The organism is Pedobacter sp. UYEF25 (assembly GCF_054061655.1).
Genome location: NZ_JBSSEL010000017.1, coordinates 40440 through 59043 on the forward strand (window position 1 = coordinate 40440; position 18604 = coordinate 59043).

Below are 18604 nucleotides of genomic sequence, written 5' to 3' on the forward strand. Positions count from 1 at the left end.
GTTTGTCAGCAACAAACATATTAAACACGCTGAGTAAACCAATAATTGTTAAAATATACATCACAAGTATACATTAATTCCGTTTTGCCTAAAATATAATAGTAGATGAAAAAAATAGTCCTCATTGCCTTATTGATCTGTGTTGTGCTTCCTTTTGCGCAGGGGCAAGAATTGTATATGCCGAGAAACATAAAGGCCGCTTACGCCAATGGAACCCGGAGCTTGGATGGAAAACCTGGTAAAAACTATTGGCAGAATCATGGCATCTATCAAATGGATATCAAAGTGGATGCAGATACGAAAGTTGTTAGTGGAAAAGAGCACATTAATTACTCAAATAACAGTCCGGATACATTAAAAACGCTCGCCATTAGATTTGTGAACAACCTACATAAGCCAACTTCACCCCGTGGTGGCGCGGTAAGCGAAGATTTTTTAGACGCTGGATTGACCATTAGCTCCTTTTCTGTTGATGGTGAAGTGTACGATGTCGATGCTAAAAACTGGGGTACGGTTGGCAACGTCAAATTGAAAAAACCATTAATCCCGGGAGGAAAAATAGACTTAAAAATTGATTGGAATTATCCGCTATCTAAGCAAAGTGGTAGAGAAGGACAGATAGACTCTACCACATTTTACGTCGCTTACAGTTATCCTAGGATTTCTGTTTATGATGATTATAATGGATGGGATAGAATTCCACATACCGATAGGGGAGAATTTTACAACGATTTTAACGACTATACTTTCTCTGTAACCGCACCAAAAAATTATGTGGTGTACGCAACCGGCGATTTTTTAAATCCGGATGAAGTGCTGATGCCGAGTATTGCAGCAAGGTTAAAAAAATCTTACACTAGCGATGAGGTTATGCATATTGCTACTCAAGAGGAATTAAAAAATGGAAAAGTAACCTTGCAAAACGATTGGAATACATGGAAATTCTCTGCAAACCACATTACAGATGTATGTTTTGGGCTAAGCAACCATTATTTGTGGGATGCGGCTAGCGTTGTGGTAGATCAAAAAACAAATCGTAGGGCAAGTGCGCAAGCTGCTTATGATGTTAAGGGTACAGATTTTATCAACTCGGTAAAAAATAACTTATTTACATTGGCTTGGTTTTCCAATAACTGGCCAGGAATCCCTTATCCTTTTAGTAAAATGACTGCTTTTCAAGGATTTGCAGATATGGAATATACAATGATGGTTAACGACTCTAACACCGGCGATCCGGTATTTGCACAGCTTGTGCAAGATCATGAGGTGGCGCATACGTATTTTCCATTTTACATGGGAATTAACGAAACCCGTTATGCATATATGGATGAAGGTTGGGCAACGACTTTTGAATATCTTATCGGCATTGCACATAATGGAAAACAAGCTGCAGATAAATTTTACCAAAATTTTAGAGTCAGGAGATACATCAACGATAAATCTACAGAAGAAGATCAACCGATTATTTCGATGTCAGATCAGGTATCTGGTGCGGGTTATGGAAACAACTCTTACGGAAAAGCTTCTCTATCTTACCTCGCATTAAAAGACATGCTTGGAGATGATCTTTTTAAAACCGCTTTACACACTTATATGAGCAATTGGAATGGTAAGCACCCAATTCCTTGGGATTATTTTAATTCGATGAGCAGTGGTGCGAAGAGAAATTTAAATTGGTTTTTCACCAATTGGTTTTTCACCAATAACTACATAGACATAGCCGTAAAAACCGTAACGGTCTCGAAGGGAAAAACCAATATCGAAATAAAAAATGAAGGTGGTTTTGCCATCCCTTTTGATATGATCATTGCGTATGAAGACGGACGAAATGAGACCATTCATCAATCTCCAGCTGTTTGGAAAGCGAACTATAAAGACATTATCGTTGTGCTAAATACAAGCAAAGCAGTAAAATCTATTAAGCTAGATGGAGGTATTTTTATGGATGCAACGCCGGCCAATAACGTTTGGAATAAGAAATAGCATGATTCCAAAATTTTTAGGATTGTTGGTTGTATAGATGAAGCGTAGTTTTGTTGTGAGGCACGCATCAACGATCGCCGCGGCAAACTTTTACCTGCGCCTTAGCGTATAAAAATGATAAAGCAAAGCGCATGTAAAAACGCTCAAAGCAATATCCATTACTGATTATAGAATTTTATAAAGACAGCGTTTTCTATCGTATTATAAGTGCAATTAGTAAACTCGATTGAACCAATCGAATTAGGCGTTTTCCGCCTTAATTTCTGGTTTATGGTCGATAGGGAAATTTAGGGAATTGGCTATAAAACACATTTTTTTAGCCTCTTTATGCAGCGCTTGCGCCAGAGATAGGTGCACTTTATCGGCGATGGTAACTTTTGGAAACAGTGTAATTTGTTTAAACTTTCCACTGCCGTCTTCTATTTCTTCCATCATGCCAACTGCTTCATCTTTATACTCCATGACCACGACATCATTTTTAGAGCATAAATGTAAATACCAAAGCATATGGCAGCTCGAAACAGATGCCACAAGCAAATCCTCCGGATTGTATTTCGATTTATCACCCAAAAAAACAGAGTCAGAGGAACCCGGAATATCTATCTTCCCATCAATGGAAATCATATAATCTCTATCATAAGAACGGTAGTCCATCGTGCCAGAACCTTTGTTGCCGGTCCAGGTTACTTTAGTTTTGTATAAATGATCTTTCGACATAATGATTTGGTTAAAAAACGTAAGGGCAATTTATAAAATATGCCCAACATATTTGGCCTATTTTCATTTTACTTAGCTGCCAATAAATTTTTTTAAATCAGTTGGCTTTTACCAGAGGGATATTTTACGGCAATTTAAACAGATTCCTTATCTTTAAGGGCTTATGAAAAAGAAATGCGCAGGTGTTCCTCTTATGCCTTATTTAAAATGCGCTTTGCTTGCGCTGTTTTGTTTAATACTTTGTAAAAACGTGCGGGCACAACAGTCGAGTGATACCATTATTGGTGGAATAGACTCTGCCAAACTGCTTAAATTCAACTCTGATCCTGTAAAGAAATATTTTACAGGTTCTGACACCTTAGTTGCTTACCAACTTAATAAAATAGAACAATATAGCTTAGATTTTAATAAGATAAACAGCCAGCTAAAACGTGGGTTTTCGACAAAAGAAATAGATCAGGGATTGCCAATAAACGATACCATTATTGGTATTGCAAAAACAAATTTAAGCGGCCTGCGAAGGCATTCTAGTTTAAGAATTTTATACAATACCAAATCACTACTGCTAGAACAAAAAAAGAATTTAAGCAAATGGCAGAAAGAGCTATCGCTCATTAACGATCAGTTGAACGATAAAAAAGATAACATTAACAAAACGAGAGCCGATAAGAAATTAGTTTTAATGCCCACAGACAGTGTTTTGTTTGCTGCTTATGTAGAAAAACTTAGGTCGCTTGGAGAAAAGGTACAGGTGGCAGATTCTGCAGTAACTATACAGCTTAAGCAACTCGGAGTGTTACAGAATACCATTTCAAGTAATTTTTTGGTGGTTTCTGATCTTTTGGGTGAAACAGATTATCAAATTAGCACATTTAGTAGTTTGGTGTTAGAGAACGAATTTGGTTATTTATGGAATCATAAATATAATCCTGAAAATAAGCGGGATTTTAAAACGGTTGTAAAAAGATCTTTGGCCGAGAGCAACACACTTTTAGATATTTACGGAGATACCAATTGGATTGCTAGGATTATAGTGATTTGTATGGCGCTTTTGTTTTATTTTACAATGCGGCGAAATATCAGGCGGATTAGGAAGCAGAGTGATGCGCCAGAAATAGTTTTTACTAAAACGAAGCACATTGTAAGTCATGTTTTTTTATCCACGATTATCTTTAGTCTTTTGCTTGTTCCTTTTGTTTATGGTGCAGCTCCGCAAGCTTTTACCCTTTCTCTTTGGGGTTTGCAAATCATCGCGCTAAGCGTTCTTGTCCGCAGAAAACTAAACGCCACTTCTCGCATCCAGTTGCTTATCTTGCTCTTATTATTTTACACTACTGGTTTTTCCAACTTACTGATAGAAACTACCTACACCGAGAGATGGATACAGGTTGCCATTAGCATTATTTCTATTGCCCTAGGTTTTTGGATGATTGCCAAGAAAGATGAAAATTATTTTACTGGAACGAAATATTTAAAGTCCTTGTTATTTCTTTTTTTAGTAATGAATGTACTAGCTCTGTTGTTAAATATTATCGGCAGAGTAACGTTGGCAAAAGTTTTAAATACTGGCGCAAATTATGGTATGATTGCCGCCATTAATCTCTTTATTTTTGTAGAAATTCTAATCGATGCCATTTTTCTATCTCTCGAAGCAAGCAAAACAACCTCCCGGCTAACGGCTTATTTTCAGTACAACGGGATGGAAAAGCAAATGACAAGATTTTTAGGGTTTTTAGCTGTACTTCTTTGGATTGTTGTATTTACAAGTAATTTACATCTGTACGATTATATTTTTGGAAATATTGTTACCTTCTTGTCCGACCAGCAAAAGCTTGGAAGCGTAACATTTACATTTGGAAATGTAGTCATCTTTATATTAATTATATGGATATCGACCATTTTGGCTCAAATGACTTCGTTTATATTCGGGAATTTAGATGACAATATAAAAACCGAAAAGAGCAAATTAGGATCAACCGTTCTACTTGTTAGATTGGCAATTTTTTCTTTGGGAATTATCTTGGCTTTTATTGTTTCTGGTATTCCATTGGATAAAATAACCATTATTATTGGCGCACTGGGCGTTGGTATTGGATTTGGTTTACAAAATATTGTAAACAATTTGGTTTCAGGAATTATTATCGCTTTCGAGAAACCAATTCAAATTGGAGATTTAATAGAGGTTGGAACCAGAACGGGCTATGTTAAAGAAGTTGGAATACGGTCTAGCAAATTAAATACTTTTGAAGGATCCGAAATTATCATACCGAATGGAGACTTGTTGGCCCAACATCTTATAAATTGGACAAGAAACAATCAAAATAAGCGAATAACGGTTAATGTTGGTGTTGGCTACGGCTCTAATATAGATCAAGTAGAGGAAATTTTAAATGGGATATTGGCCGCGCACCCGAATGTGCACAAACTTCCCGAACCAACCATTTTTATCGAGAGCTTTGCCGATAATGCGGTTGCGGTGACCATCTTCTTCTGGACAAATGTAAATGGATGGCTTCTTGTTAAGGCAGCCATCTATAAAGCCATTTATAATTCCTTTAATGAGGCAGGAATAGATATTTCCATTCCTCAAAGGGATCTTTATATAAGGTCTTTGCCTGACAATATAAACGTTGGAGGATTAATAAGACCTACAGACGAAAAACCTGTTAAAGACTAAATCCCACTATTTGCGTTAAGATCGTTACATAGAAAATCCCTCGACGTCTGGGCATCGAGGGATTTAATTCTGTAATTGAGAATGAAATAATTATTTCATTGCTTTTTTAATCGCATCTATTTTATCTAAATGCATTTGAACAACAGGTGCTGTCTTTGCTGCAAAAGCCTTCAAATCAGTATCTTTACCATCTTTGGCCTCATCTTGCATTAACGTTAACGTAGATTTATGACCGTCGACCATTGTACTAACATAGTCTTTATCGAAATCTGCGCCGGTTTTACCGTTTAACTCATCGTATTTCTTTTGATGATCTGCGTCTAAAGCAGTTGGAAGCGTGATATTTTTGGTTTTCGCAATGTTCATCAACTCATCATCTGCCTTGCTATGATCATCAACCATCATTTTTGCGAATTCTTTAATAGAAGCGTTCGTTGTTTTATCTAAAGCCAACTTCGCAATTTGTACTTCTGCCATTCCGCCAGCTGCGGCTTTAGTGGCAAACTCAGCATCAGACTTATCTACCGCAATACCGCCAGTATTCATTACATTGGTCGTAGTGTCTTTAGTCTTATTTAAACTGTCTGCCGTTTCTTTAGAATCTTTGTTCGAGTTGCAAGCTTGGAATGCAAATACCGATAACGTTATAGCAGCCCCGTAAATTAATTTTTTCATGTCTTATGGATTTTGTTTTTTCAATAACACACGCTGTTTAAGAATGTTTTTTTTATTAGCCTTAACCAATTTGAAATAAATTTGCAACCGGATAGAATGATTTTATAAAAATTTTACCTTTATTTGAGTTTGATAAAAGTTATATAAAGATAGAAAACGAATCTCGCCAGACTGAAGGCTTAAATCTTTAAAAGAACAGAAAGCCAGAGCCAGTACAACTCTTTTTTTTCAATGTTTTTTCCGTTCATCCTTACTTCTTCAAAAAATTATTAGTGGACATCTGTCAAATTATCCATCAGAAAAATTTTAGACCGAGGAAAGTGCATTAAAAGTGCAACAAAAATTAGAAAATTCTATTTAACAGGTTTTTGGAAAACTAAACGGTTATATTTGAGTGATCAATATTGTAAAAAAATATCTCCTAGCCCTATGCCCAATACATTATCTAATCACCTCATAATAATATTTTCGTAATGGAATGGACATTCGATAATTTTCCTGCAGAAATGGCTGCTTTAGATCCTCAGGTTCGCGAGAAAGCGATAGAAATTTTGAACAATCCTAAGGAACAGTTTGAAAATGTCGATAAATCAGATTTGACTAAATTGGCAATTAAAGAAGCTCAAGAATGGTTTCTAAATATGGAAGGATAGGTTTTTTAATCTGAGCTATTTTTATAAGTTATTCTTTTTCTCCCAACCAATAGCTTAAAATTCTATCAATTTCTTTTCGCTCTGCCAATTCTAGTAACTCTACCTTAACATGGTGGGTAATTTCTGTATTCATTGGAAAAGCAAAGCCATAACCTTGGTTGTAATATGCTGCTTTAGAGATATTTAACTTCTTGTCTTTATTGTTTTTAAGATAATACATCAACTGCGGTCGATCGTAAACAACAGCATCAATAGCTTTGTTTTTAAGCTGCGAAAAGGGGTCTGCTAAGTTTTCTTCAAGTACAACCTTTGACAAACTTTCGTTCAAAAACGCTTCGGAAGGCGATCCCGCGATTGTGGCCGCTCTCTTTCCAGCAAGTTGCTCTGCAGCGGTTATTGTATTGTTTCCGAGACCAGAGAGCGTTGAGTTAAACGGGACATATTTAAATTTCCAGCCTGCTTTGCTTGCAATGTCTTCCCAGATTTCTACTGCAATACCAGCAAATTCGCCATTTTCTCGTTAATTACGAATGGAGGAGTTCCTGCGACACCTACTTTTAATTCCGCCTTTCCGAAAGCCGCTTTTTTAAATTGTGCATTTGCATTTGGAATGTTTAAAACAAATGCAATCAGCAATACGACAGTTGAAAAATACTTTCTTAAACGTTCAATAAGCATACTATAGATTCGATTTGTGACCAAAGCGATTATAATAGTAAAAGATCGTTAGTTATCGAAAAACAGCGTTTTAGATTAGGAATATTTACGGGAGTTTGGTAAGAAATTTTCTCAGAATTATTCAACGCCTATCGTGGCATTAGCTTACTTAATGTGGGAAACGTAAAGTATGCCGAAACAAGTTCGGCATAATGGTGAAGGATCTTGCGGCATTTATTAATTGGCTTGCGGTGGTAGGGATTTATTTTTGGCCAACCGTCATTTCTTGCAAAATTCAGCGTCTTGTCATTCAATCACATTTAATCCTTTAACAAGAGCTTGAGCATAGGTGTCGGGATGTTTAATTGTGTGCTGTCAGAGAAATCTGAACTTGCTTTTTCTAGATTTATGTGCTTAATGTTTACTTGGTTTTGGCCAACGGTTTTTACTGCTAAATTTCTAATTGTCGACTCACCTTTATCAAAATGACTTCCATCTAAATAGATTTCTGAATTGTTGTTCGCTTCAATACTCAAACCATTTAAATTTAACTCAGTAATATCTATCTTTGAATTGTTAGCCACAAGTTTCAGCGTTTTCAAAAATGTATGGTTGAAGACTTTGTAGCTTACTATGTCACCTTTTTTGTTGATTTCTTTCTCCGTGACGTTAGATTCTCCGATTGAAAAGTTAGTTTTATCTAGGTCTACAAATAAGCTGTCAGTTTGAGCTATACAATTCAAGTTGAAGAGATTGTATGCGCTTAGTTTGTGAAAGTTCGGTGCATATACTACAATGAAGATTCTATTGCGGAAGTCGGATATAGATAGATCTTTAGCGAAATTGATGTTTAAAACGCCGTTGACCACATTTAATTTAATAGCCCCTACAAGTTCCTCAGGTATTTTAATGCCGTAGTTTGCGCTCTTATTAAAATGTAACTCGACACTAGAATTGTTGCCATTTGGAAAGTTAACCGCCGAAAAAGGCTCGTTTACAGAAATTGCTTTTCTACCTTCTGTCACGATTTGAAAAGGTTGATTATTTATCTTTTGTATTTCTGCAATATTCATGTTAGACGCATCTTTATAAAAGACTTTAGAAATAACCACCATACCCAATAGTGGTACAACGAAAAGAAAAATGCCAAATGCTATTAATAATTTATTACTTGTTTTCATTGTTGTTTGAATTAAAGTTTTGGTTAACAAAAGTTTCGTAACGTGATTTCAGTTCATCGAAATCGATATTTAATAAATACATAGTTCTAAAAACAATAGGCATTTCCTCTTCTAAAAAGTTTTTCTTTCGATAAGCTTTTACTTTTTTTGCTGCCGCTTCATCTAAGAAAAAACCGATGCCTCGTTTATTGGTGATGATGCCTTCGTGTTGCAAGAGTTCGTATGTTCGCATCACCGTGTTTGGGTTTACCTCCATGGTTATCGCTAATTCTCTTACCGATGATATCTTTTCTGCGGGTTTCCATTTATCAAGTAAAATCTGTTCGCAAACATACTCTGCAATTTGAAGGTAAATGGCTTTGTTATCGTTAAATTCCATAGTTAAACCTCCTTTTCTTTAAATCGTATGTAGGCGATGATGTAAATAACGACAGTCAACGCCAATAGAATTCCAAAGGCTCCAAATCCGACAACAGATCGATTTGCATTCCATCGGTTACCAATATCTATCGCTATTTTATCCTCAAAGATGTACTTACCCAAATAGGAAGTGGAGACTATCCAAAAACCTAGAAAAACCATAGTGGTTATAGTTGTCTTTATGTATTGAAACTTTTTATAAAATAAAGACCCCAATAGAAATACACTGGTAAGGAAAGTGGCGCCCGCAACCGCTGCGAATAGCTGATCTGGCATTCCTCCAACTCTTTCGAAAAAATTTACTGGGATTTGATGACTAGTTGATATTCCTGAAATTTGGTCATAATCAGGCGCAACAGCCGTAGGAAACAAGCTTTTTAGTTTGGTGATATAGGCGATATCTATTAAATAGAATATTATCAAGTAACTCAATATTGGTAACACAGTGCAGAAAAGAATTCCACTTGAGAATTTTTCTAACGAAGATACCGGCAATGTTAAATCTAACGTTGCTTTCGGTTTCTGGCTAAGTGGCGCGAAGTAATGGTTTGCAACAAGTGTAAAGAATAAGATACCCAAAAAGACGAAAAGAGGCTGTCTAAAATTCAATTCCAAGCCATCATTTATGTCTGGGTTTCCATGGAGGTTTGTAATCTGCCAATACGTGAGCCCATAAATTGAAATCAGGATACCGGCCACAATGCCAAGCGAAATGAGGTATAGTTTTCCATATTCTAACCACTGCTTTCTTATTAGAAGCCCAAATCTATTTATATCAAATGTGTTGTTCATGGTTTAAGAGGTTTTGTTGAAGATTTTATAAAGCTGTTCTTTAGAAGTCAACATTGCATTAAACAATAGTTCTATATCTAGTTTACTATCCTGTTTTGCAGTATTTTTAAAAATGGCTTGATAACCCATTAAAGAAGGTTCGCCATAAATGGCTGTTTCATCAAGTTCTCTTACTTTTTTAAAAAGCAGCTTTTGAGTAATTTCTTCAACAGAAGCATTTAATGCAACCTTATTTTCGTTTAATACAATCACTGTATCGATCAAATTATCTAAATCTCTAACTTGATGGGTAGATATAATAATGCATCGTTCTTCGGTAAGTACCGACGACATAATTTTTCTAAACTGGGTTTTAGAAGGGATGTCTAATCCGTTAGTGGGTTCGTCCATAACAATGAGCTTGGCTTTGGTAGCCAAACCAAACGCGATGATAAATTTTTTCTTTTGGCCATAACTCATCTCACTTAATTTCTGATCCTTCGGAACATCGAATTCTCTTATTAAGTTTTGTAGTTCTCTTTCATCGAATTTTGGATAAAAGCAGGCAATGCTTTTTACATAAGCATCGATACTAATGTTGGGTAAATCGAACTCTTCTGGAATGAAACAGATTTCTTGCAAAAAGGCAGGCTTTCGCTGTTTTGGATTGTAACCCATCACATCAATAGTTCCAGTTTGGGCAAACACCAGCCCGACTATATTTTTGAGTAAGGTAGATTTGCCTGCGCCATTTTCTCCAAATAAGCCATAAATATGACCTGCATTTAATTGCAAACTCATATTATTAAATAAGTTTCGACCTTTTTTATACTCAAAACTTAAGTCGTCAATCTTGATCATTGTTTAGTGTATTAGTTAAATAATACACTAAAGTATAACATGATTTTGTAATAAAGAAATGTTTTCCAATTATATTGTATAAGTAGCTATTAATGAATTAGTTAATTTATAACTTATAAGAGGTCATTCTATAGATGAGTTAAGTTCAATAAAGTATTCTATTAGATTCTATCTTTTTTCTTTTTCGTAAGTTTGATTATGAAGGAAAAATCTACACCAAAAATCTACGGGGCATTGCTACTATTTTTTTTGGTATTAAACTTGGGAGTTTCCGCACAACCGAATTTAAACGGCTATAATGTCAGGTGGACAAGCCAGAGTAAAAATGCCTTGGAGTCTATGCCTGTTGGTGGAAACGATATTGGCTGTAATGTTTGGGTGGAGAAGAACAGCATTTATTTTTATGTTGGTAGAAGCAATAGTTTTGATGAGAACAACGCGTTACTAAAGTCAGGCAGAATCAAAATTACCTTCACTCCAAATCCATTTAAGAAATTTAGTCAGGAGTTAAAATTGAAAGTTGGGTATGTAGAAATTATTGGTACTGATGGGAGTTTAAAAGTAACGTCGCGCTTATGGGTTGAGCCAGATGCACCGGAAATCCACTTAGATGTTGTTTCAAATTCGAACATTAGCGTAAAGGCAGAGTATCAAAATTGGCGAACTGAAAAAAAGCCTATCAGCAGTAGATGGGTGGTTCCATCGTACATAGATTATCCGGGAAAAGATGTGTACTGGTTTCCGGACACTTTAAAGAAAGCAGGCGATAAGATCGTATTCTACCATCAAAATAACATCAATAATTTAGTAATAGATAAGGAAATTGTACAGCAAGGTTTGTCTAGTTTGAAAGATTCCCTTTGGAATCCTTTAAAAGATTTTATTTTTGGAGGGGTCTTGTCTGGGACGCACATGATCGCCGCTAAAAAAGATACAGGCACCTATTTAAATACACCATTTAAATCTATAGCCCTAATTAGCAAAACGCCGAGAAAAAGCTTCCAAATAAATTTGTCACTTCGCTCAGGATACTCAAAGGAAGCCAAGATTTGGGAAAAGCAGCTTACGAATCATGTAAATTCGACGGAGGAAGAATTTAAAAAGAAATTTACAGCGCATCAACTATGGTGGGAGAGCTTTTGGGACAAGAGTTGGATCGTGCTGAATAGCTCACAAAAAAATCGTGCAGATTCTGTTTGGCAAGTAGGAAGAAATTACAATATTTTTCGATATCAAATGGCTTGCAACAGCCATGGAGAATATCCTACCAAGTTTAATGGAGGACTTTTTACCGTGGACCCTATGTTGGTAGATACTGCATTTAGAAAAGATAATCCAGATTTTAGGGCGTGGGGCGGAGGCGTGATGACTGCGCAAAACCAAAGGTTACTTTACTGGCCACTTTTAAAAACCGGTGATTTTACCACGATGCAGCAACAGTTCGATTTTTATCGAAGGGCCTGTAAAAATGCAGAGCTGAGAACGGAATTTTATTGGGGACACAAAGGCGCTTATTTTACAGATCAAATGAATCAAGCTGGCATTATCAGCGGGAGAGAATATGGCTGGCTTAGGCCAACCACGCTAGATATGGGTACTCAAAATACGCCATATCACGAATATTATTTTACAAGCCAGCTCGAGTTTTCCTTTATGATGTTGGAGTATCATCGCTTTTCGAACATAGACATTGAGCCTTACATTCATTTTATTAAATCGGCAATTCAGTTTTTCGATCAACATTATAGGATGCTGAGCGTACAGAATTTTGGCACCGAGTTTACGCCAGACGGAAAATACAACCTCTATCCATGCATGGCATTGGAAACTTATACTGGCCACGTAAAAAATCCTGCTGACGTGATTGCCGCTTTAACAGTACTTACAACAAGAATGCAAAAATTGCCGTTGAAATATGTTTCAAGTGAGGAAAGGAAATTTTGTGCGCTAATGCTTTCTCGTTTGCCAAAAATACCCTTAAGAATGATGCAAGGGGTCCTAACAATTGCTCCAGCAGAACAATGGGATAAAATTATCAATCAAGAAATTCCTCAATTGTATCCAGTATTTCCTTGGGGATTATTTGGGGTTGGCAAGCCTAACCTGCAGCTAGCCATAAATACGTGGAAGTTTGGCGTGGATAACGAAAATCAAAAAAATTACATCGGCTGGCACCAAGATGCTATTTTTTGCGCCAGAATGGGCCTAACAGATGAAGCAAAACACATTACTTTGAAAAAACTTTCTAATTCCAAGCGTCGTTTCCCAACGTTTTGGGGTCCCGGGTACGATTGGGTTCCAGACCATAACTGGGGCGGTTCTGGGATGATTGGCCTACAAGAAATGCTGATGCAAACGACTGATGATAAAATATATCTTTTACCAGCTTGGCCAAAAGACTGGGATGTAAATTTTAAAATGCACGCACCAAAAAATACAACCGTAGAGTTAACTTATAAAAACGGTAAAATAACGACGCTAAAAGTTACACCGTTTATCAGACAGAAAGATATTGTATGGCCTAAATCATTTTAATAGCTAGATTATTGGCTAATCAGTGCCTAAAAAAATAATTTATTAAATATTTGGGAAATTTGTTAAAACGAAAATGCTTGTAAATAATATTGCGCGTAGTTTCCCCAGTTTTTCATGGCGCCTTTTAAAACAGCTAGTAACCCTTTATTGTCAACAGGTTTTCCTTTACTTGGCGCTACTAAGTCTTTTTCGGGCACAGCTATCTCAGAAACTTTGGTTGCAAACCAGCTCACATTTTCGTGCGGCAGGGCAACCCCCAAAATCATGCCGGGTAAACCGGTAAAAGACTCTGGCCCTCCAGAAACTGCAATTTGATCGGTATAAAAAGCTACCACATAAACAGAGTCCATAATTACGGCATTTGCCCTACGGCACTGATAACCAGCAATGTCTCTAGTTTCGTCTGTAATTTTCCACGTAACATTCCGCACGCTGTCTGTAACGATATATTTGTCTTCGAAAACATGCTTTTCTGTTGTGCTTTTATGGGTATCGAAATTTGTAAACACAATATTTTTTTGATTAGCCAAAGGCGTGTCAAAAAAGCTATTTGAAGGGGTTTCCTCCGTGCTCGGCCACTTGTATATACTTTTGTCTTTGGTAAAGCTTAAATAGCTTTTTGTAACCTTAAATTGCGGATTGTTTTTTTGGTATTGCTCAAAAGCTGCATTTGCATAAGATTCGTTGTCGGCATTAATTTGTTTTTTAATCAGCGCATACATGTTGGCCTTTCTTTCAAACTCTATAACCCCATTTTTAATAAAGTGAATGTTTTGAGCGCGTAGCTGATTGCCACCAAAAATAGAGGCAACAAGGATTAGGTAGATTAGGGTGGTTTTCATAGATTTATTTTTTTACTTCAAGACCGCCGCCCATTTTGCTAAAATCCCACATTATGGAAAAAAGAAAGTAACGCTTGATTGTCGTATAACTACTTTGGGTGATGTTGCCATTATATGCACTTCGATCAAAGCCAACATTTTGATTTAAAAGATCGTTTACACGCATTTCTAATTTTAAATTCTCAGATTTAAAAAACTTTTTAGTTAAAGCGGCATTCCACAAAAACCTTTCGAAACTTTTGGCAAATGTTTGGGTTTTTCCAGTATATAGATAGCTGGCGTCAGTAGAGACCTCAAATTTACCGGGAAGTTGTACACTTCCATTTGCATCACCATTTGTTCCCCATCCTTCGCTGTTTCCAAAAGTACCAACACTTGTTTTGGAAACATTATAGCTAGGTCCAAAAGAGACATTAAAACTGTATTTTTTATTTTTATACTGCGATAAGCTTAGCGAGCCAGAAATGGAATTGTTTTGAGTATTATTCAATACGTCATTTATAAAATTATAAGACGAATTTGTTGAGGCATTTAAATTGAAGTAAACATTAAGATCTATGGCCTGAATTTTTCTACCAAAACCACTGTAGGCAGAGAAACTTGACGGAGTTTTGTCTTGAATGTTTACAGATTTAAAAGTGCTTTTTCCCGTTGTTGGGTCTGTTTTTACATTGCTTACAATGGGGTTTGCAGTTAAACTGCCATAAACACCGACATAAATAGATTGATTTGTGAGCACTTTATAAGAATTGTAATTTAATCCCACACCGCTTCTAAAAGAAGGCTTAAGGTCTGGATTTCCTTCTGAAATGTTCAGCGGATCTGTATTTACTTTAACCGGCTGAAGTTGATCTAAACTAGGCTGATTGCTGTTCCCATTGTAATTGATTCTGAGTGATTTTTGCTGAGAAAACCGATATTGATAAGACGCTTGAGGCATATAGTTTATAAAATTCCTACCGTAGGTTTTGTCAGTATACACATCTTTTTGTTTGAAGTTTACACCACTAAATTTGGAACCAAAATTGAATACTGTTTTTCCCTTTTTATAGTTAAAAATAGCGCCACCTTCGTTAATTACCTGATTGAGCTGGTAATTGTTGCTGAATGTTGTGTCTAAAATACTATAATCCCCGCCCGGAACTTTGTTAAAAGACTTTCTGTCAGACTGGCCATCCATTAAACTTAGGCCATAATTTACAATGACTGTAACCGTTTTAGAAAGTGGCTCTGTGTAAGCCAGATTGGACACAAATGCAGAATTGGAAATGTCGTTTAGCTTCAGCTGATTGATCAGGCTATCCTTAATTCCGTTTACTGTATCGTAAAATTTATTGTCGCTGTTAAGAGTCCCATTGCTTTTATTTGTGTTCAGCGACTCGCGTACATTTAGGGAAAGAGTTCTTCCTTTTTTCTTCATCTTCTTTGTCAACAACGCATTCATATTTAGTTGCTGCTCATCAACTTTATTTGTAAGTGCGCGCGTACTTGTATTCAATAAATCATTGTTGCCATTTCTACTTGATGAAGTAAAGTTGTCGCGCGTGTTGCCGTTCTTTAATGTTCCGTCTACACTTACTTTTAACGTTAGCGTGGTATCTATTTTTATTTCGTAGGTTGCATCAACTTTTTGTCTAAACAAACTGTTGTCGTTGGTTTGGTCAGAAACATTATTGATAACGCCCGTACTTAAGTTGTTCTGGCTGATGGTATTCCGATCGCCGGTTACGCTAAATGAACCAATTTTGTAGTTGGTGTTGAGTGATTCTTTGTCTTTATTCCATTTGGAATCAAAATGTAGGCCGCCTGTTCTAGCAATCGGAATTCCTTGGCCGTTATACTGTCCGTTATAACTATCGAAATCGTCTCCGCCACTGCTGTAATAAAAATAACCTTCATCGCTAACAGTCATGCTCGAGCCACTATATTTATCCCGATCATCCCAACCGAGGCCCACGGTTCCGGTATTGGCCAAAATGCCGTAAGCAGAAAATTTCTTTTTGCCCCAAAACTTATTAAACATGGCTTGGCCAGTGTAAAAATTATCGGTTCCATAACCGCCCTGCAATTTTCCAAAATACCCGTTTTTCTTATCTTCTTTAAGTTTGATGTTTAGCGTTTTGGTTTTTTCTCCATCGTCAATTCCAGTAAAAGAAGCCTGGTCACTTGCCTTATCATACAACTGTACAGATTCTACCATATCGGCACGTATATTTTTTGTAACTAGCGTTGGATCATCTCCAAAAAATTCTTCTCCATCTACCAATACTTTTGGTACGCTTTTTCCTTGTGCGGTAATCTTCCCATCTTTATCAACCTGGAAACCTGGAAACTGCTTTATTAAATCTTCTACCTTAGAGTTAGGCTCGATGTTGTAAGCCTTCGGATCAAAAATAGTAGTGTCGCCCTTGATCTTTATTGCAGTCCGATTGCCGGTTATTACGACATCGGCTAATAATTTTGCGAGACCAGTTAAATTTACTTTTCCATAATCTAGCACCTGTTTTGCAGAGTCTAATGTAAACTGATCCACAAAATCAGCATATTTTGGATAAGAAATTAATAAAATAAATTTTCCGTTTTTAAGTCCGTCTATCTCAAAATTACCGTTAGGCAACGCACGCGTAAATTTTACCAATGTAGAATCTTTAGCGTTTAATATCGCCACAGAGGCATCTGCTAAAATGCTGGTAGAAGTGGTATCTATCGTTTTTCCTTTAAGAATATGTAGGATTTGCGCATTTGCGTGCAAACACATTAGTAAGGAAGAAAGAAATATTGTGGCAAAAGTAATTAAAATTGTGTGAGGACGAGCGCGCAGTAAGATCTTCATTCGGGATTTAGTTTTCAGGTTTTCAAATATAAACTAATGCATTAGTTTTCCAAAACGGATTAACTTTTTTTAACAAATTGAGTAAAAAACGCAAGAAAAGACACTTGGCGATGATGCATTTTATTTTTTTTTATAAATCCCATTATGCTTACAATTAGTAGTATTGATGTTAAAAAGCCCTGAATTCCATAAAGTAAACAGGTAGTTATAGAAACATTTCTATTTGTTATTTTTATTTAGACTGATTTTAATTAACTTTGGAGCGAATTGGTTTAAGTCATTAAAAAGTATATATGAAAAAGTTTCTTTTGTTAATGTCGTGCTGTGTTGGATTAATGTTGCATGTGAGCGCACAAACAAATATTTTACTGCAGCAAACCTTTTGGCAAGAGCATCCATCAATAGATCAAGTGAAGGCTGAAATAGTAAAGGGAGCGGATCCCACTGCGCTAAATGATCGTAGTTTTGATCCGGTGGTTTTCGCCATTAATTCTAATGCAGCAACTGATCTCATCATTTATCTTCTAGATAAACCAGGAAACTCCACACTTAAATTAACCCACGATGGCCGCACTTATTTACATTGGGCATCAGTTAGAGGCAATACTGATGTGGTTGCCCTTTTGCTAAAAAAAGGAGCAGACCTCCATTTAAAAGACAGTCATGGGATGAGTGCTTTCAATTTTGCTGCATCGAGCGGACAACAAGAAACAAAAGTGTATGATTTGCTTTTGGCAAAGGGAGAAAACATAAAAACGGATTTGAACGATGAAGGTGCAAATGCACTACTGCTTGCGATTTCAAATGATAAGGATTTAGCGCTTACAAACTACTTTATTAGTAAAGGATTAAGCATCCAAAGCAAAGATGCAGAGGGCATTAATGCATTCGGTTATGCAGCAAAAGGGGGAAGTTTATCCAACATGAAGGGTTTGTTAAAAATGGGTGTTTTGCCAGATGCTAGATCAATGGTGCTTGCAACCCAAGGTAGAAGCGCTAATTCTGGTTTAGATGTTTATCAATATTTAGAAAGCTTAAAATTGAACCCAAAAGCTGCAATGGCCGATGGAACGAATGCCCTTCATAATTTAGTGAAGCGTCAGAAACAAACAGAAGTCATCAATTATTTTCTTGAGAAAGGGATCGATGTAAATCAACTTGATGGAAACGGAAATACCGTTTTTATAAATGCTGCTGCTGCAAATAGCGACGTCGAACTTTTAAAAACATTACAATCAAAAGTTCAAAACATCAATCAGCAGAATAAAAAAGGCGAATCTGCTTTAATGCTAGCGGTAGCAAATAACAGTGCGGAAATAGTTGATTATCTTCTGGCCAACAGCGCAGATGTGGCGTTAGTAAATGCTGAAGGAAACAATTTGACTTATTATTTGGTCGAGGCTTACAGACGTCAGCAGAGAGGCGAGAACTCTGGGAAAGTATCTGCAGCAGCAAATTTCGAGTTAAAATTGGCTTTGTTGAAAGCGAAAGGTTTTGACTTAGCAGGGAAATCAAAAAATGGAAATACCATGTATCATTTTGCCGTAATGAAGGGAAATTTATCTTTGTTAAAATTTCTTCCGTCATTTAACATCGATATTGATGCCAAAAATGAGGAAGGATATACGGCGCTTCATAGAGCGGCAATGCTTTCTCACAACGATGAGATGATGAAATTTTTGATTTCCATCGGAGCTAAAAAAGATTTGAAAACTAGTTTTGATGAAACAGCCTATGATCTGGCTAAAGAAAACGAGTTGTTAACAAAGAATCATATTGAACTAAATTTTTTAAAATAA

At 36.4% G+C, this 18604-nt stretch carries 15 protein-coding genes; 5 read left to right on the top strand and 10 right to left on the bottom strand.

Annotated features, from left to right (window positions below; genetic code table 11):
* Positions 1-105 precede the first annotated feature (105 nt).
* Positions 106-1983 (top strand): M1 family metallopeptidase, encoded by a 1878-nt coding sequence (locus ACVWYG_RS15065; RefSeq protein WP_457271149.1) that lies wholly within the window; start codon positions 106-108, stop codon positions 1981-1983.
* Positions 1984-2223: 240 nt separating this feature from the next.
* Here ACVWYG_RS15065 and ACVWYG_RS15070 read toward each other — a convergent pair whose 3' ends face one another.
* Positions 2224-2700, bottom strand: coding sequence for an OsmC family protein (locus tag ACVWYG_RS15070; protein ID WP_457271151.1), 477 nt, complete (start codon positions 2698-2700; stop codon positions 2224-2226).
* 163 nt (positions 2701-2863) lie between these two features.
* Here ACVWYG_RS15070 and ACVWYG_RS15075 point away from each other — a divergent pair, with 163 nt between their 5' ends.
* On the top strand, positions 2864-5377 hold the full coding sequence (locus tag ACVWYG_RS15075) for a mechanosensitive ion channel family protein (RefSeq protein WP_457271153.1): 2514 nt from the start codon (positions 2864-2866) through the stop codon (positions 5375-5377).
* Between the two features lie 90 nt (positions 5378-5467).
* Here ACVWYG_RS15075 and ACVWYG_RS15080 read toward each other — a convergent pair whose 3' ends face one another.
* Complete coding sequence (locus tag ACVWYG_RS15080; RefSeq protein WP_457271155.1) at positions 5468-6052, bottom strand: DUF4142 domain-containing protein; 585 nt, start codon at positions 6050-6052, stop codon at positions 5468-5470.
* Positions 6053-6525: 473 nt separating this feature from the next.
* Between ACVWYG_RS15080 and ACVWYG_RS15085 the strand changes: the two genes are divergently transcribed.
* Positions 6526-6705, top strand: coding sequence for a hypothetical protein (locus ACVWYG_RS15085; RefSeq protein ID WP_457271157.1), 180 nt, complete (start codon positions 6526-6528; stop codon positions 6703-6705).
* Between the two features lie 28 nt (positions 6706-6733).
* Here ACVWYG_RS15085 and ACVWYG_RS15090 read toward each other — a convergent pair whose 3' ends face one another.
* The 6 genes from ACVWYG_RS15090 to ACVWYG_RS15115 all read right to left on the bottom strand — a co-directional run bounded on the left by ACVWYG_RS15090 (position 6734) and on the right by ACVWYG_RS15115 (position 10595).
* Positions 6734-7021, bottom strand: coding sequence for a hypothetical protein (locus tag ACVWYG_RS15090; protein ID WP_457271159.1), 288 nt, complete (start codon positions 7019-7021; stop codon positions 6734-6736).
* 170 nt (positions 7022-7191) lie between these two features.
* The gene (locus ACVWYG_RS15095) at positions 7192-7383 is read right to left on the bottom strand and encodes a hypothetical protein (protein WP_457271161.1); all 192 of its coding nucleotides are present in this window, start codon (positions 7381-7383) and stop codon (positions 7192-7194) included.
* Between the two features lie 299 nt (positions 7384-7682).
* Positions 7683-8543 (bottom strand): hypothetical protein, encoded by an 861-nt coding sequence (locus tag ACVWYG_RS15100; RefSeq protein WP_457271163.1) that lies wholly within the window; start codon positions 8541-8543, stop codon positions 7683-7685.
* Entirely contained in the window at positions 8530-8922 is a 393-nt protein-coding gene (locus tag ACVWYG_RS15105; protein ID WP_457271165.1) for a GntR family transcriptional regulator, read from the bottom strand. The genes ACVWYG_RS15100 and ACVWYG_RS15105 overlap by 14 nt, the downstream gene beginning before the upstream one ends.
* Before the next feature lie 2 nt (positions 8923-8924).
* The gene (locus ACVWYG_RS15110; protein ID WP_457271166.1) at positions 8925-9755 is read right to left on the bottom strand and encodes a hypothetical protein; all 831 of its coding nucleotides are present in this window, start codon (positions 9753-9755) and stop codon (positions 8925-8927) included.
* A 3-nt stretch (positions 9756-9758) separates the two neighbouring features.
* Complete coding sequence (locus ACVWYG_RS15115; protein ID WP_457271168.1) at positions 9759-10595, bottom strand: ABC transporter ATP-binding protein; 837 nt, start codon at positions 10593-10595, stop codon at positions 9759-9761.
* A 198-nt stretch (positions 10596-10793) separates the two neighbouring features.
* On the opposite strand from ACVWYG_RS15115, the gene ACVWYG_RS15120 reads away from it, so the two are divergent.
* Positions 10794-13130 carry a DUF5703 domain-containing protein gene (locus tag ACVWYG_RS15120; protein WP_457271170.1) on the top strand — a complete coding sequence of 779 codons (2337 nt, stop codon included), beginning with the start codon at positions 10794-10796 and terminating at the stop codon, positions 13128-13130.
* 62 nt (positions 13131-13192) lie between these two features.
* Here the strand turns inward: ACVWYG_RS15120 and ACVWYG_RS15125 are convergent, their stop codons facing one another.
* Both ACVWYG_RS15125 and ACVWYG_RS15130 read right to left on the bottom strand, forming a co-directional pair.
* Positions 13193-13972 (bottom strand): GLPGLI family protein, encoded by a 780-nt coding sequence (locus ACVWYG_RS15125; protein ID WP_457271172.1) that lies wholly within the window; start codon positions 13970-13972, stop codon positions 13193-13195.
* A gap of 4 nt (positions 13973-13976) precedes the next feature.
* Positions 13977-16805 carry an outer membrane beta-barrel protein gene (locus tag ACVWYG_RS15130; RefSeq protein WP_457271174.1) on the bottom strand — a complete coding sequence of 943 codons (2829 nt, stop codon included), beginning with the start codon at positions 16803-16805 and terminating at the stop codon, positions 13977-13979.
* 293 nt (positions 16806-17098) lie between these two features.
* On the opposite strand from ACVWYG_RS15130, the gene ACVWYG_RS15135 reads away from it, so the two are divergent.
* Positions 17099-18604, top strand: a complete 1506-nt coding sequence (locus ACVWYG_RS15135; protein WP_457271176.1) for an ankyrin repeat domain-containing protein — start codon at positions 17099-17101, stop codon at positions 18602-18604.